Source organism: Iocasia fonsfrigidae, assembly GCF_017751145.1.
Classification (GTDB): domain Bacteria; phylum Bacillota; class Halanaerobiia; order Halanaerobiales; family DTU029; genus Iocasia; species Iocasia fonsfrigidae.
The window spans coordinates 1,438,576-1,454,470 of the sequence record NZ_CP046640.1 but is presented as its reverse complement, the minus strand read 5'-3'; the positions used below and the strand labels follow the sequence as shown (position 1 = coordinate 1,454,470).

17 protein-coding genes and 1 riboswitch are annotated in these 15,895 nt (G+C 33.1%); of the genes, 3 read left to right on the top strand and 14 right to left on the bottom strand.

What is annotated here, in order from left to right; all coding sequences use genetic code 11:
* The first annotated feature begins 61 nt into the window (after window positions 1–61).
* Both bioB and GM661_RS06905 read left to right on the top strand, forming a co-directional pair.
* Window positions 62–1,075: a biotin synthase BioB gene (gene bioB, locus GM661_RS06910; RefSeq protein ID WP_230869769.1), complete on the top strand. Its 1,014-nt coding sequence runs from the start codon at window positions 62–64 to the stop codon at window positions 1,073–1,075.
* Between the two features lie 181 nt (window positions 1,076–1,256).
* Window positions 1,257–1,793 (top strand): biotin transporter BioY, encoded by a 537-nt coding sequence (locus tag GM661_RS06905; protein WP_230869357.1) that lies wholly within the window; start codon window positions 1,257–1,259, stop codon window positions 1,791–1,793.
* Between the two features lie 225 nt (window positions 1,794–2,018).
* On the opposite strand, the gene GM661_RS06900 is transcribed toward GM661_RS06905, so the two are convergent.
* The 12 genes from GM661_RS06900 to GM661_RS06845 all read right to left on the bottom strand — a co-directional run bounded on the left by GM661_RS06900 (window position 2,019) and on the right by GM661_RS06845 (window position 12,838).
* On the bottom strand, window positions 2,019–2,516 hold the full coding sequence (locus GM661_RS06900; protein ID WP_125989473.1) for a dihydrofolate reductase: 498 nt from the start codon (window positions 2,514–2,516) through the stop codon (window positions 2,019–2,021).
* Entirely contained in the window at window positions 2,513–3,001 is a 489-nt protein-coding gene (folK, locus tag GM661_RS06895) for a 2-amino-4-hydroxy-6-hydroxymethyldihydropteridine diphosphokinase (RefSeq protein ID WP_230869356.1), read from the bottom strand. Before folK ends, GM661_RS06900 begins: the two co-directional genes overlap by 4 nt.
* Window positions 2,988–3,368, bottom strand: coding sequence for a dihydroneopterin aldolase (folB, locus tag GM661_RS06890; RefSeq protein WP_125992060.1), 381 nt, complete (start codon window positions 3,366–3,368; stop codon window positions 2,988–2,990). The genes folK and folB overlap by 14 nt, the downstream gene beginning before the upstream one ends.
* Window positions 3,369–3,374: 6 nt before the next feature.
* Window positions 3,375–4,193, bottom strand: coding sequence for a dihydropteroate synthase (gene folP / locus GM661_RS06885; protein ID WP_230869355.1), 819 nt, complete (start codon window positions 4,191–4,193; stop codon window positions 3,375–3,377).
* 159 nt (window positions 4,194–4,352) lie between these two features.
* Window positions 4,353–4,949, bottom strand: a complete 597-nt coding sequence (gene folE, locus GM661_RS06880; RefSeq protein WP_125989467.1) for a GTP cyclohydrolase I FolE — start codon at window positions 4,947–4,949, stop codon at window positions 4,353–4,355.
* 64 nt (window positions 4,950–5,013) lie between these two features.
* A riboswitch (ZMP/ZTP riboswitch) is annotated at window positions 5,014–5,094 on the bottom strand.
* A gap of 101 nt (window positions 5,095–5,195) precedes the next feature.
* The gene (fba, locus tag GM661_RS06875) at window positions 5,196–6,071 is read right to left on the bottom strand and encodes a class II fructose-1,6-bisphosphate aldolase (RefSeq protein WP_230869354.1); all 876 of its coding nucleotides are present in this window, start codon (window positions 6,069–6,071) and stop codon (window positions 5,196–5,198) included.
* A gap of 181 nt (window positions 6,072–6,252) precedes the next feature.
* The gene (locus GM661_RS06870) at window positions 6,253–7,212 is read right to left on the bottom strand and encodes an ABC transporter permease (protein WP_230869353.1); all 960 of its coding nucleotides are present in this window, start codon (window positions 7,210–7,212) and stop codon (window positions 6,253–6,255) included.
* Window positions 7,212–8,723, bottom strand: a complete 1,512-nt coding sequence (locus GM661_RS06865) for a sugar ABC transporter ATP-binding protein (protein WP_230869352.1) — start codon at window positions 8,721–8,723, stop codon at window positions 7,212–7,214. Before GM661_RS06865 ends, GM661_RS06870 begins: the two co-directional genes overlap by 1 nt.
* Before the next feature lie 393 nt (window positions 8,724–9,116).
* A complete protein-coding gene (locus tag GM661_RS06860) occupies window positions 9,117–10,034 on the bottom strand; it encodes a substrate-binding domain-containing protein (protein ID WP_230869351.1) in 918 nt (305 codons plus the stop codon).
* A gap of 167 nt (window positions 10,035–10,201) precedes the next feature.
* Window positions 10,202–10,942 (bottom strand): class II D-tagatose-bisphosphate aldolase non-catalytic subunit, encoded by a 741-nt coding sequence (locus GM661_RS06855; protein WP_230869350.1) that lies wholly within the window; start codon window positions 10,940–10,942, stop codon window positions 10,202–10,204.
* A 51-nt stretch (window positions 10,943–10,993) separates the two neighbouring features.
* The gene (locus GM661_RS06850) at window positions 10,994–11,941 is read right to left on the bottom strand and encodes a sugar kinase (RefSeq protein ID WP_230869349.1); all 948 of its coding nucleotides are present in this window, start codon (window positions 11,939–11,941) and stop codon (window positions 10,994–10,996) included.
* Between the two features lie 21 nt (window positions 11,942–11,962).
* Window positions 11,963–12,838, bottom strand: a complete 876-nt coding sequence (locus GM661_RS06845; RefSeq protein WP_230869348.1) for a D-psicose 3-epimerase — start codon at window positions 12,836–12,838, stop codon at window positions 11,963–11,965.
* A 740-nt stretch (window positions 12,839–13,578) separates the two neighbouring features.
* Here GM661_RS06845 and GM661_RS06840 point away from each other — a divergent pair.
* The gene (locus GM661_RS06840; protein WP_230869347.1) at window positions 13,579–14,640 is read left to right on the top strand and encodes a LacI family DNA-binding transcriptional regulator; all 1,062 of its coding nucleotides are present in this window, start codon (window positions 13,579–13,581) and stop codon (window positions 14,638–14,640) included.
* Between the two features lie 106 nt (window positions 14,641–14,746).
* Here the strand turns inward: GM661_RS06840 and GM661_RS06835 are convergent, their stop codons facing one another.
* Window positions 14,747–15,049: an AzlD domain-containing protein gene (locus tag GM661_RS06835; protein WP_230869346.1), complete on the bottom strand. Its 303-nt coding sequence runs from the start codon at window positions 15,047–15,049 to the stop codon at window positions 14,747–14,749.
* Window positions 15,050–15,793 carry an AzlC family ABC transporter permease gene (locus GM661_RS06830; protein ID WP_230869345.1) on the bottom strand — a complete coding sequence of 248 codons (744 nt, stop codon included), beginning with the start codon at window positions 15,791–15,793 and terminating at the stop codon, window positions 15,050–15,052.
* Between the last annotated feature and the right edge of the window lie 102 nt (window positions 15,794–15,895).

Here is a 15,895-nt window from a genome sequence, read left to right as displayed (position 1 = left end):
GTTGACAAATAATCATATTTATATTATTATTATAGCTGTATTATTTAGGGGGTGCTAGCAAATCAAAGATATCAATAAAATATTAGAGTTAAGTCAAAAGGTTATTCAAGATAAAGACATCAATAAAGGTGACGCCGATTATCTTAGCAGGCTTAAAAAAGAAAACATTAATATTTTACTTATAATGGCAGGCATAATATGTGAGAAATTCAAAGGTAGGCAGGTAGACCTCTGTTCAATTGTAAATGCCCGTTCCAGTAGATGTAGTGAAGACTGTTCCTTCTGTGCTCAGTCTATTTACCACCAAACAGATATTAATACACACCAGCTTTTATCTAAAAAAGAGATATTAAAAGCAGCCTACCAGGCAGAAGCAGCTGGTGCAGATCGTTTCTCCCTTGTTACTACTGGACGAGGGATTGATGGTGATTTTGAAAATATTATAAGTATAATCAAAGAAGTGAAGAAAAAGACTAATCTCAAGCTCTGTGTTTCACTGGGACTCCTTAATAAAGAGGCAGCCCTTAAACTAAAAGAAAGTGGTGTTGAACGCTACCATCATAATCTGGAAACAGCCCCAAGCTATTTTGAAAAAACATGTACAACCCACAGCTATCAGGAAAGAATTGAAACGATACATATAGCCCAAGAAGCAGGTCTAGAGGTCTGCAGTGGAGGTATCCTGGGACTAGGTGAATCCAGAGAACAGAGATTAGAAATGGCTTTTCTATTAAAAGAACTTAGGGTTGACTCTGTACCACTTAATAGCCTAAATCCCATTCCTGGAACACCCCTAGCCGATAAAGAATCCCTTCCTCCTCTGGATATTTTACAGACTATAGCGGTATATAGGTTTATCCTACCCAAAACAGACATCCGTTATGCCGGTGGTAGGGAAGCTAACTTAAGGGACCTACAGGCACTCGGCCTAATCGGAGGCATCAATGGGATGCTAACAGGGGATTACCTTACAACATCAGGCAGAAAGACAGCAGAAGATATTGTCATGATTAATGACCTTGGACTTAAGTGGTCTAACGGCTATCCTAAATTAATCAAAAACAAATCATCATAAAACAGACAAATATATTTACTGGACGACTCTAGAAATTGTCTGAAGGCATGGACGCCGAAAGACAATTTTTCGACAGCAAGCGGAGGCAGGACGCCGTAGCACGCGACAAGGTAAGTAAATATATTTGTCGGTCTTCAGAATTATACGTAACTGTAAATTTTAAAAAAGGAAGTGTTAAATAATGAAAACCAAAGAAATGGTTTTAGTGGCTATCTTTGCTGCTTTAACAGCAATTGGGGCTTTTATCCGGATTCCTATACCCTATGTTCCTATAACCCTACAGGTATTCTTTGTCTTTATGGCTGGCCTTATACTGGGGAAAAAACTGGCTCCCTTAAGCCAGCTGCTTTATGTATTTATAGGTCTAATTGGAATCCCTATCTTTACCGAAGGGGGTGGTCCAGGCTATATCCTTAAGCCTTCATTTGGATATTTACTGGGCTTTATTGCAGGAGCATATGTTATCGGAATGCTCACTGAAAATGGAGAATTAAACTTTAAACGTTCAATTATAGCTGGTTTAACTGGTATAATCGTTATTTACATCATCGGTTTACCATACCTTTATATTATACTTAATTATGTTGTGGGCGCCAGCATTACTATCAATAAAACATTACAGATAGGGCTTTTTACATCACTACCAGGTGATATTATTAAATTACTTATTGTCTCACTCATTGCCCCAAAGATATATAGGAGTCTGCAAAACTATTAAGACAATCCTAAAACAACTATAGTTTTGCTATTCTTCTTAATCATATTAAGCTCCTCCAAGAATTTAAAGTTAAACTAAATATGATAGACTAGATAAAATAATATATGTGTATTTTTGTAAATGTGTAAATTTAGTTTTTTTATATTTCCTTCTCTACCCGGTGACATTATTAAACTCAACTTTAAAAGTTAAAGCAAAAAAATTAGGTGCAGTTTATAACCACACCTAATTTTTCTTAATTTTTTTATATTTTAGAAATATATATTCTAAATCAAAATAGATCTGTTTTTCGCTGTCAGCAACAATTTTCCACTCACTCATCTCATCCAGATCAGGAAAATACGTATCGGCATCAAAGGAACGGAATATTTTTGTGACAAGAGCCGTATCACAATAAGGCAGTAAAAGCCTATAAATACTTTCTCCTCCTATTACGTAAACATCTTTACTATTATATTTTTTAAGTTCTTCCAAAAGTTCTTCCAATGAATGAACCAGCAACGTGTTTTTCACCTGCAAGTTGGCGTTTTTTGTTAATATGATGTTGGTTCTGCCCTTCAAAGGTAATCCGTTTGGAAAACTGTCTAAGGTTTTTCTTCCCATGATCACTACCTTTCCCATGGTTTCTTCATAGAAAAATTTTTGGTCCTGTGGAATTTTAACAAGTAATTCATTATTAAACCCTATTGCCCAATTTGGATCAACCGCAACTATAAGATTCATCCATATCTACTCTTGAGTAAAATTTCATTATACAATTCGCTTATACTCTTGTTACAGACCGGGTGTATCACTCCTGGAGCTATTTCAGTTAAAGGCTTTAGCACAAATTCTCTTTCATGCATTCTTGGATGTGGAATGATTAACATCTCATCCTCTAAAATAAGATCTCCAAAAATTAAAATATCCACATCTATGGTACGGGGCCCCCAATGAGTTATACGTTCCCTCTTCAATTTTTTCTCAATATTTCTGCACAGTTCCAACAATTCATACGCTGTAAAATCTATTGATGCCTCGACAACTGCATTTAAGAAATCCGGCTGCTCCATATAGCCTACAGGAGCGGTATTAAAGTATGTAGAAACCGCAGTAACCTTGATACCTACGGCATTTCTAAGCATATCCACTGCCTGGTTAAGATTTTCCTCTCTGTTTCCGATATTTGAGCCTAATCCAATATATGTAGTAACATCAATACCACTCATTTCTGTCACCACGCTTGCGTTCTAATTCTACCGCCGCATACTTGAGATGGTATCCCATTGGCGCCCACGGTTTTTTCAACAAAATCCATATCTCATTAATATTTGTATATGTCCTGAATAGATGCTCAATTATTCTCATGGCAGCGGACTCAATCAAATTATATTTCCTGGATTGCAGTATTATTTGCACAGTATTGCATATCTCGGTATAACTCAGTGTATTATTCAAATTGTCAGTCGTTGCTGCTTTTTCCAGATCCGCACCAATCTTCAGGGAAACAAAAAACATCTGCCCGTTAATCTTTTCTTCCCGCGCAACTCCATGATAAGCATATACCTGCAAATCCTTAATAATTATCCTATCCATATGCAATTACCTCACTATTCTGTCTGTTATAACCGCTGTCCTTGCATTCTGCAGTACATCATGTACTCTTACAATATCTACACCCTTCATAATGCCAATTGATATAACTGCTAAGGTGCCCTCCAGTCTTTCATGCACTTCCAGGCCCAGAGTTTTACCAATAAAATTTTTCCTTGATGCACCAAGAAGTATGGGATATCCAAGCTTTTTTAGCATCTCCAGATTTCTCATTACCGTTAAATTCTGCTCCCATGTCTTTCCAAAACCTATTCCAGGATCCAAAATAATATTTTCATCCTTTATACCCGCTTTTATAGCCAGCTCAATACTTTCTCCCAATTCAAACAAAATATCTTCCATTAAATTATCATACTCCGTATTAGTTCTGTTATGCATAATGCAGATAGGTACTTTACATGAAGCCGCAGCATCGGCCATTTCAGGGTCTTTCTTCAGCCCCCATATGTCATTGATCATATGGGCCCCGGCTTTAACTGCAAGCTCTGCTGTTTTAGCCTTGTATGTATCGACTGATATCGGCAGATCGATCTCTTTTGAAAGTCTTTGAATTACAGGAATTACTCTTTCGACCTCTTCCTCAGCCGATATTGGCACAGCAAACCCCGGCCTTGTAGCTTCTCCTCCTACATCAATGATATGGGCTCCTTCATCTACCATTTGAGCGACATGCTCCGATGCAGCGTCAATATCAAAAAATCTTCCGCCATCTGAAAATGAATCAGGTGTAACATTCAAGATACCCATTATATAGGTTCGTTTTCCCCATTCCCATACCTTGTTTGCTATGCTTAATTTATCACTCATGTTAATTCTCCCTTACTATAAACTAAAAAATCACTAGTACTTAAACCCAGACTTTTCCCCATTCATAAACCCGTTACACTCATCAATACTTCTACAAGAAACACAAAGCCTGCACGACTTGTCACTGTCATACAAAATCTCTCCTTCTATCCATTACATTTATAGTATCTTATTATACAGCACCATAAGCTTGTCCATTAGGCACTGATCAGTGTTGAATCTCCCGCATAAAGTTGTTGTCACTGTAACTGCATTAGTATTTTTAATGCCTCTGGCAGTCATACATGCATGCTGGCCTTCGATTAGGACAGCAACATCCTCTGTTTCTGTTACCTTCTGCATTATTTCAGCTATATCCGATCCAATCCGCTCCTGAAGCTGTAGTCTTTTGCTCACCATATCGGCTATTCTTGCTATCTTACTTAACCCTAGTATTTTACCATTAGGTATATAAGCCACAGCCACCTTCATATTATACATAAGTGCAAGATGATGCTCACAAAAACTAAATATTTCAATATCCCGCAGCATTACAATTTCCTTGTTGTATTCAGATATATATAGATCATCTTCAAAGGTCCTATTAAACATCTCGGCAATTTCATCATTTGTGTAGCTTATTCCTTCAAATATCTCTTCATACATCCTTGCCACACGGGCAGGAGTTTCTAAAAGGCCTTCACGTTCTGGATCCTCTCCTAAAGCCATTAAAATCCCGCGTATATGTTCTTCTATCTTTGTTTTATCTATTGCCACTGTCATTCTCCTTTATCAATAGATCACAATTAATCCTTTAATAAAAAATAAACCGCCTGAGCAAAAAATATGCCCAGGCGGTCGACATTTCAACAACCATACTCCCTCGTGGTTAGCCCCACTTCCGCCAGTTATATGATTGATATCGATATTTTATATTGATAATTATATTATACTAGCACTCATAAGTCAACTTTCCTAATTCAATATAAAAACCCTGTTTAAGATACCCAAGTAATTAATCAATTAACTGATAAAGGCATTTGCCTGGGCTTTCTTTTTTGAGCCACATATTATAATCTTTTCTTTCACTAATTTTTTCACTTCTGCTCGACCAGCCGCACAATATTTCTTAGGATCATATATATTTGGAGCTTCTTCAAGCACTTTATTGACACCTTTAGTAAAAGCAACGCGTAATTCAGTAGCAAAATTAACTTTACAAATTCCTAGTTGGATCGATTTCATTACTGATTCATCAGATACACCTGATGCACCATGTAATACAAGTGGTATATCTATAGCTTTTCGTATTTCTTTAAGACGATCAAAGTCTAATCTTGGTTCTTGTTTATAAAAACCATGAGCTGTTCCAATGGCAACAGCTAATGACTGCACACCAGTACGGTCCACAAATTGTTTGGCTTGCTTCGGATTTGTATAGAGGGCATCTTTATCTGATACCTCATGATCATCTTCCTTTCCACCTACAGTTCCCAACTCAGCTTCTACCGGGATTCCTTTCGGTTTTGCAGTATCTACTACTTTTCGAGTCAATAACATATTTTCTTCAAAAGACAAGGTGGAGCCGTCAAACATCACAGAGGTGTATTGCGCTTCTATAGCTTGCTTACATAAGTCCAAACTTTTGCCATGATCTAAATGCATAACAACAGGTACAGATACATCGTTGGCTACTGTATTTACCATAGCTCTATACATGTCTACATTGGCATAAGCAACCGTAGACGGTGTAGTCTGGATAATTACCGGAGAACTTAATTCCTCTGCTGCTTCAACTATAGCTTGAATCATCTCCATATTTTCAGCATTAAAAGCCCCTATAGCATAACCACCTTTCTGAGCTTTTAACAATAATTTGGTAGAGCTTATTAATGGCATATAATTTACATTCCTTTCATTTTGCCCAAAATCAAACCTACAGTTAAACTGCTGAGCATTTTATGTCTCTCACTATTTTTATTAAATTCTATCAAACTACTTTAATATAAAATTCAATATATATATATATCTTCTGTATTCTTACTCTCTAAAAATAATCAAAAATTTTTATGACGTTAATTTAACTATTAGTTTTTTTTGTATATTGATCAAACAAGACTGCACTGGCTATAATAATCCCTTTAACAATTTGTTGCCAGTATGAAGAAACATTAAGTAAATTTAATCCATTATTAATAATCCCTATCAGTAAAAAACCCAATACCGTACCAGTTATTTTCCCAATACCTCCATTGAGGCTTGTTCCACCAATAACAACAGATGCAATAGCATCTAATTCATATCCACTACCAATAGCAGGTTGCCCAGAGTTTATTCTAGAAGCCAAAACTATTCCTGCTAAACCAGATAAGGCGCCTATTAGAACGTATACTTTAGTAACTACATTATTAACATTTATACCTGAAGCTCTAGCTGCTTCTTTATTACCACCTATAGCATATACATATCTACCAAATCTAGTAAATCTAAGTAATACCATTGCTAATATAAAAATAACAATTAATATTATAACAGGGAGCGGCACAAATCCTATATATTCATTTCCTATTACAGAAAAAGAATCAGAATCAAAAATATAAGGTCTACCATTAGAATATACTAAAGCAAATCCCCTAGATATTGTCATTGTAGATAAAGTTATAATAAACGGTGCAATATTAAATTTAGTAACTGCAATTCCATTTATTAACCCAAAAATACTGCATACAAAAACAGATGCTAATATAGCTGGCCATACCATATCAGGATGTTGACTTATTATACTTCCACCAATAACACCAGAAACTGCTACTAAAGAACCTACTGAAAGATCTATCCCTCCAGTCAATATTACAAAAGTCATTCCAATAGCTATAATTCCATTTATAGAAACTTGTCTAGATATATTAATTATATTTCTAAAATTCAAAAAAGCATCTGACACTAAACTCAATACCATTATTAATATAATCATTCCTAATAATAGTCCATATTTTCTTAATAATAATTTCTTATCTGCGGAAAGTATATTCTCAAACATTAATTTGGTCCCCCTCCTATAGCATGTTTTAATATTGATTCTTGTGAAAAAGCTTCATTTTCAAAACTATTTCTTTTTAGCTCTTTAGTTATTTCACCTTCACTCATAACTAATATCCTATCGCTTAAAGCTATTAACTCAGGTAATTCCGATGAAATAAGAATTATTGATATTCCCTCATTTGCTAGATCAGAAATAATATTATATATTTCTGCCTTAGCTCCAATATCAATTCCTCGAGTCGGTTCATCTAAAATTAGAACTTTAGGTTTTTTTATAAGCCATTTTGATAAAACTACCTTTTGTTGATTACCTCCACTAAGATATTTTACTTTTTGATCAAGATTATTCATTTTTACATTCGTTCTTTTTGTAACGTCAACACATTTTGTATTTTCAGATTTAAAATCTATAAAAGTTTTATCGAAATGAGGAAGACTAATATTCTCTTTAATTGATCTACATAAAACTAACCCCAGTTCTTTCCTATCTTCACTAAGCATATAAATTCCTTTATCTATTGCATCTTTTGATGAATCTATTTTTATTTCTTTACCATCTAAAATCAAAACTCCATCATCAACTTCATCTAAACCAAATATTGCCCTAGCTAACTCTGTTCTTCCTGCACCAATTAAACCTGCAAACCCTAATATTTCACCCTTTTTAACATGAAAATTAATATTTTTAAATATATTCATTTTGTTATAATTTCTAACTTCAAAATATATACTCCCAATTTCAGCTTTCTTCTTGGGAAATAAGTTTTCAAGCTTCCTACCTACCATCATTTCAATTAATTTTTCTTTAGAAACATTCTTCGTCTCCTCTGTTCCAATATAACTGCCATCTCTTAGTACTGTTACTCTATCAGCAATTTCAAATAATTCTTCTAACTTATGTGATATATATATTACCGAAACTCCTCTTTTTCTAATATTATTGATTGCCTCAAAAAGTTTTTCTACTTCCTTATCACTGAGCGAAGAAGTAGGTTCATCCATAATAATTAAATTAGCTTCATAAGAGACTGCTTTAATTATTTCTATCATTTGTTTTTGGGCCACACTTAATTGCCTTGTTTTTGTGTTTGGATTTAAATTTAGATCAAACATACTCAGTAGTTTTTGAGTTTTCATAAAGAGATTTTTCTTGTCTATAAATGGTAAACCTTTATGCAGTATCTCTCTCCCTAAAAATATGTTTTCTTCTATAGTCATATCAGATATTGAGCTTAATTCTTGATATATCATTGAAATGCCAGTTTTTAGTGCTTCAGAAGGGTTTTTTATATCCACCTTTTGATTATTAAAGAAGATTTCTGATTTGCCGTCAGGCTTATGCTCACCCATAATAATTTTCATTAAGGTAGATTTACCAGCTCCATTTTCACCTAATAATGCATGAACTTCTCCTCTTTTCACAGATAAATTCACACTATTTAAAACCTTGGTATTATTAAATACTTTTGTTATATTTTTCGCTTCTAAAATATAATCAGATCTTTTCAAAATAAACCACCTCTCAAAATGCTCATGAATAGCATAACATTGCAAGACATATCTTAATTAATTCTCATTTTTTTAAAATAATCTACAATACTTTTTTGATGCAATTCCTTCCATAGTACTCTTTTTAGTAATACTAAGTATCCCAAGCAGGACTAACTTTCCGCATATGGCCCTAGGTTATATCAGTATTTAATAAAAGTTTGCTAATCTCTTTTGCCATAACTTCAAATAATCCTGTAGTATTAATTTTTACATTAATAATTCATCTAAATATATTTTTGTTACACCTTTATTTATTGCTTTAAAGTACTCATTTATAATCATTTGGGAAACCCCTAATATTATAAATATTTATATAATTAAATAGGGATTTCCCATTGAATATTTTGTAAACTATTTAATATATTCTTTCACATTATCTTTTGTTATTAATTTAAATGGTATGATATATTCCTCTTCTACTTCATTACCTTTAGCCACTTCTAATGCAACATCAACTGTTTTATATCCTTGGGCAATAGCATCTTGAAGAACTGTTGCATCTAAACGGCCCTCGTCAATTGCTTTTAATGCATCATCTATAGCGTCTACACCTGCAATTACAATATCTTTTCTACCTAATGCTTCAACAGCCCTTAAAGCCCCCATAGCCATATCATCATTTTGTGCACAAATAGCATCAATATCATCATATTTTAGTAACCAATCTTCTGTAATAGACATTGCCTGAGCCCTTTGCCAATTGGCTGTTTGAGCAGAAACTAACTTAATGTCAGGTTTTGATAGCAAAGTTTCTATTAAACCTTTTTCCCTTAAAATTTGAGGAGATTGTCCCATATTACCATATAATAATACTACATTTCCCTTTCCATTAAGCCTTTTATAGATATATTCACCTTGAATTTTTCCAGCTGCTGTATCAGATGAACCAACATATGATACATAATTTGTATTATTTGTAACTGTATTAACCTCTATTAATGGAATCCCCGCTTCATTAGCCCTCTTAACAGCCAATGAACCTCCCCCAGCATCTTGAGGATTTAAAACAATAACATCTACACCTCTTACTATAAAATCCTCTACTTGAGTCAATTGTTTATATAAATCCGCTTGGGCATCAACTAACAATAATTCAATATTATCATATTGTTCTGCACGTTCTTTAATAGCATCTCCAAGTTTTCTAGAATATTCATCCTGTAAAGTCTTCATTGTAACACCAATAACATACTTATCTTCAGCAAAAGAAGTAATCGTTAATAAAGTAACCATTCCAATAATCATAAATACTATAAATAGTTTTTTCATTTTTAGCCTCCTGTTTTTTGATATTTTTTCAAATGCTTGTTTCATTAAAAATCTTACCTCACTTTCTATAATGTATTTATTTTATAATGACCTACTAGTGTAAAACTTTTGCATATTCCCTTCAGCTCTAATTTTACGTCACTGCTCATAGGCCCCTCCTTTCTTTACTAAAACACAACTTGTCTAGTTAATAAAATTTCTGCTACCATATAATTATGTTTTGTAGCATAATTATAAGATTCAATCAATTCCACTACACTATCTAAAACTAACTCCTTTGGATTTAATGCTAGTTTCCCATTTCTTACCTTTATATACTGCATAGGCATGAACCGCCGAAGCATACCTAACGGGATATCTACTGACTGTAAATTTTCAAACAACTTATTAATGGCATCAATAACTTCGGGTTTAGCAAAATAATACCTACAGCGGTCAGAAAAACTAAATTTGCGTTGTAATTTTAATTCTTTTTGGGATCCAGAATAATGTTTCTTCCAATTTTCAGGACTGTGTCTCATTACTTTTTCCAATGTTTCCATAAAATCTGCTCTATTTTCTGGAGAAATTAATTCTTTTTCTATCATACTTAAAGTAAATAAACCTTCTCTTAAAGCAAACGTTAAGGCCGGTCCAACTTTTAGTATAGCAATACCATCTTCAACCATTTCTCTTAAACTTTTTGAAGATTGATAATCAGTTGAATGCCCTTCTAAGACAATTTTACCATAGTTGTTAATGTATTTGCATAACTCTTTTGCTTTTGATCGATCATAATGATGGATATCTGCATTATTCTTTAATAATTCTTGATAGGCCTCTTCACATCCTCCATATAGTATGGAACCTCTTTTTGCAATTACTTCATCTGAAAGTTTATCTTCTGCAGAGTCGTCAGCTAGTCTCATGCTAGTATCATTCCCTGTGCCTCTTTTCAATCAGACTTCTTAATGAATTACTCATTTTTTCACCTTATTATCTTTTATTATTTTATTAACTGTTTCTATACTAATGTCACCTTCCATAGGTCCAAAAGCAGCAGCGTTTATAGCACCAGCTGCAGCTCCCATCTTAGCAGCATCCAGCACATTCTTTCCATCTACTAAACCTGCTATAAAAGCCCCATCAAAGCAATCTCCTGCCCCAGTAGGATCAAGCTGCTCTACTTCATAAACCCCCATTTCCACAACTTGATTCCGCGTATAAATAGTAGATCCTTTAGATCCATTTTTTAAAGCTAAAACCTCTAAGTTTGGATTTCGAAAACTTTTTTTAATTGCTTCTTTGATATTTTTTTCTTCTGTAATCATAAGTAGTTCTTCTATTCCAGGGAGAAAAACACTTGTATTTGTTACAACCTCGTTAACAACAGCATATATACTATCGTCTGTCAATAATTCTTTACGAATATTAGGGTCAAAGGATACCTTAGTACCTTGTTTCACCAAAGCCCTCATAGTCTTCAATATTTCTTGGGCAAAATCTTTATTACTCATCAGTGAACATCCCATAATGTGAAAGTATTTTACATCTTTTAATCTACTTACATCAGGCATCTTTGCTTCAACTGCAGGTGTATTTCCCATGTGGAAAATAAATTTTCTAGATCCATCAGAAAAATATGTTACAAATGCTACACCAGTAGCTCGTTCTTCACTTTGCAATACATAGTCACAGTTCACACCATCTCTTTTAAATCTGTCTAAAAGACTTTTGCCAAAATCATCTTTTCCTACACCACCAATAATTGCTGTATCATGTCCCAATCTAGCAACTGTATCAATAAAAATTGCCGGTGCCCCACTTGGATAAGGTCCTTTGAAAAGTCCTGGTTTATACAGTTCAATACCTACATCAGGCCTCATAATTTCGACAAGCATTTCCCCCATAATTAATACTTCTGGCATAATTCACCCCCATTTCCTTTATCATTCCAAAGTTTTCTTTAAAAATCTTAAAGAATCTGTAATATATTTATCCATTGTGGCCTGATCAGCATTATCACTTAAGTCTCTCCATACTCTAATATCCTCTCCAACAGAACCGCCTTTTAATAAAAAGGGTTCCATAACTACAGCCTTATCGTAATTTATGTCTTTCAAAGCTTCACCTATTCCATCCCAATCAATACTATTATTCATTCCTGGTAGTTTTCTATTACATTCACCTACGTGCAAATGTCCTAACAAATCTCCCGCCATTTTGATTGCATCTGGAATATTATCTTCTTCAATATTCATATGGTATGTATCTAAAAGAATTTTAACATTTTTGCTGCCTACTTTATTGCAGTACTCAATTGCCTCTTTACAATCTGTCAAAATATATGTTTCATTTCTGTTCAAAACCTCAAGAGAAATCTCAATTTCTAATTCTTCTGCAGTTTTACTAATTTCTTTTAAACAATCAATACTTCTTTCCCAGGCAGCCTCTTTATCAGTCTCAAGAAAATCGGATGGCCAGTATGAATAGATGGCTCCAATTAATATTTTTGAATTAATTATTTCCATTTTTTTTAAGATTGTTTTAAAATATTCAATTCCTTGTTTTCGTACTACTGGATCCGATGAAGCAAGGTCATATTCTTTAGATGGCCCACTATTTGCAGTAAGTATTAAACCATATTCTTCTGCTAGATCATTCAATTTTTGCAACTCACTCTCCGGCATCCTATAAATGTGATCAGCACTAATTTCTAAAACGTCAAATCCAATTTCAGCCACTTTTTTTGCAATTTCAGCATATATCGCATAATCACAGTCCCATTCAGTGTTCCAATAAGCATATAAAGTCCCAAATTTCATAATATTTTGCCTCCTTTATTATATATACATTATTTTATCTAACACACAGTTTCTAGTTTTAACCTTATAACCTCATATCTTACTTTCTTATAATCTTATCTGTCTTATAGAAAAAATAAAATCCACAGATATCTTTAAGAAATATGAGCGTTTAGCTACTTATTTTAAGTAATAATATACATAATAATGGACTAAATCTAATCTCTGTAGATATTGTGTAGTCTTAATATTAATAATTAACTTATACCACATATACCACACATATTATAATTATTAAATTTACACTTATATTTTTAAATAACAATCATTCAATCCACAAAACAAACAGCCAGGCCCCTGCTCCACAAAGAAAAAGCCACCAAAAAACTATTAATCTATTTTTTTGAGCACGTATGTTATTATAGATCTTATATCAGCACATTTGTTGTTTTGTGTCAAATAATAAAATGAGCTAATTTATTATATTGAGCTCGTGTATAATTATAGATAGTAATTAAGATGGCTATGGTTTTCCTTGTTAGTAATTAGCTAATTATCATAATGAGCACGTGTGTTATTATGGTGTTATTTTACTACAATTACAGCTTCTTGTCAAATAAAATTTTATTAAATAAGGGGTAAATCAAGACAATTTTTATATTTATTGTGCTCGAGTATTATTTTTTATATGACTAACTAGACATATCTTTTGAATTGTGTTATCATAAATATTGTAAATATTTGATAAAGGAGAAATAAAATTGACAGTAACAATGAAAGATATTGCGAAATTAGCAAATGTTTCAAGGTCAACAGTAGACAAAGTTATCCATAACCGACCTGGTGTAAAAAAAGAAACTCGCCAACGAATTCAAGCTATTATTGATGAATTGAATTATAAACCTAATCTATTAGGAAAAGCACTTGTCAATTCCAAAGACCCTGTCAAATTAGGAGTAATACTAACTCCTGATTATAACCCCTTTATACAAGTGCTTTTACAAGGTATCAAGAAAGCCGAGAGAGAGTTTGCACCATTTGGAATAAAGATTATTGTTAAAATGCTAACCACCTTACAGCCTGCAGAACTTATAAGTATTTTAACAGAATTTGAAAATATGAATGTTAAAGGAATTGCATTTTTACCTATTGATGATACCCAAGTAATTAATAAAGCAAATCAATTAGCTGATAAAGGCATTGCTATACTTACTTTCAACTCAAAATTAGAGGGAATTAATGAAATTCGCTATGTAGGACAAGATCACGTAAAAGCTGGTCGAGTTGCTGCTGATTTAATGGAAAAGTTAATTCCTTCTGGCGGAGATGTTGCAGTTATTATTAGTTCAAAAAATCTATCCTGTCATCCTGATAGATTATCCGGATTTTGTTCACATATAGAAAATAATAATCATAATATTAACATTGTAGATATACAGGAAAATCAGGACCAAAGAGAAACCGCTTTTAAAATCACACTAGAATACTGTAATAAATATCCAAATCTAAAAGGAATATATTTATCAGGAAGTTGTAGTGGCGGAATAAAAAATGCCCTATCCTTAGCAGGAAAATTAGATGACATTAAAATAATTAGTCATGATTTAGTACCTGAAAATGAAATGCTATTAAAAGAAGGTGTTGTTGATTTTGTAATTGCACAAAGTGAAAAAAAACAAGGATACCAAATAATTAAAGAACTTTTTAATTATTTGATTAAAAAACAAAAACCAAATTCAGATGTTTATGAAATACCTGTAGACATAATTACAAAAGAAATGCTAATTAATAACACCAAAAACAATATTAACAAAATAAGTTAAAAACCTCCTTCCTAATTTTTGATTTCTACTATGGAGATTTTTTATTACTAAAATATATTCATATAGCCAAAGGAGGGACAAAAAATCCCTCCTTTAGCTATTTATATTAAAATAATACTATCTCAATTACAAAAGCACTGGCAATCCCGGCAAAGACTATTAACAGCAGATTTTCCTTATAAAAAGCTGTGATGATAGATACTATACCACCGGTAAGTGCTGAAAAGAGATTATTAGTTGAATATAATATTCCAGGAAAGATCAGGGTAGTTAAAGCAGCATAGGGTATATAATTCAAAAACCTCTTTACAAAGGGGGAGGGTTCTATATCACGCAAAAATACCATTGGTATCATTCTGGGAATGTATGTTACAGCCCCCATAGCAATAATTAACAGCCAGTAATTCATTTATCTTTTCCACCCCTCTTCTTTATCTGAAAAGAAAAAAGCAGCTATTCCAGCAGCAGTAATAGTAGCAATGATTATCTTCCACCCATCAGAAATAGAACTAACAAAAGAAGGTCCCCAATACATCAAAGAACTTATGACTATTGAAATAAGCGCAATAATTTTTACCTTTCTGGATTTTTTTAAGGCAGGAATTAATAAACCAATAAACATACTATAGAGTGCTATTCCCATACTTGATTGAATAATCTCTGGTAAAGTCGTACCCATAAATACACCTATTACTGTACCAGCTACCCAGGATAGATAAGCAATTAAATTAATACCAAAGACATATTTATCATCTAATACCTTTTCCTCACTTAATGATATTAAAGAAAAGGATTCATCAGTTATACCAAAGGATATAATCGCCAGTAATCCAGTAGCTGTCTTTTTATTGATTCTCTGTGAGACTGAAGCAGACATTAAAAAATGACGCAGATTTAAAATAAATGTGGCCAGAACAATCCCCCATAATCCTGCATTTAAGGCTATTAACTTGACAGCCACAAATTGACTGGCACCAGCATAAACAATAATAGACATAGCGATGATAATATGTAGTGGTATCCCATTAGAACGGGCAAGTATTCCAAAAGCGATGGCAATTGGTATATAACCAAAAGCAATTGTTAGTCCTTTTCTTACTCCAGCCACAAAATTATCCCTATCTTTTATCTTTTCACTTATAACAACTTCCATGACTTGCTTCTACCCCCTTTATAATGTATAATATAATGGTATTCTATACAATATATTGTATGATTAATATATTATATCATAGTATGTTAAAATGCACAACAC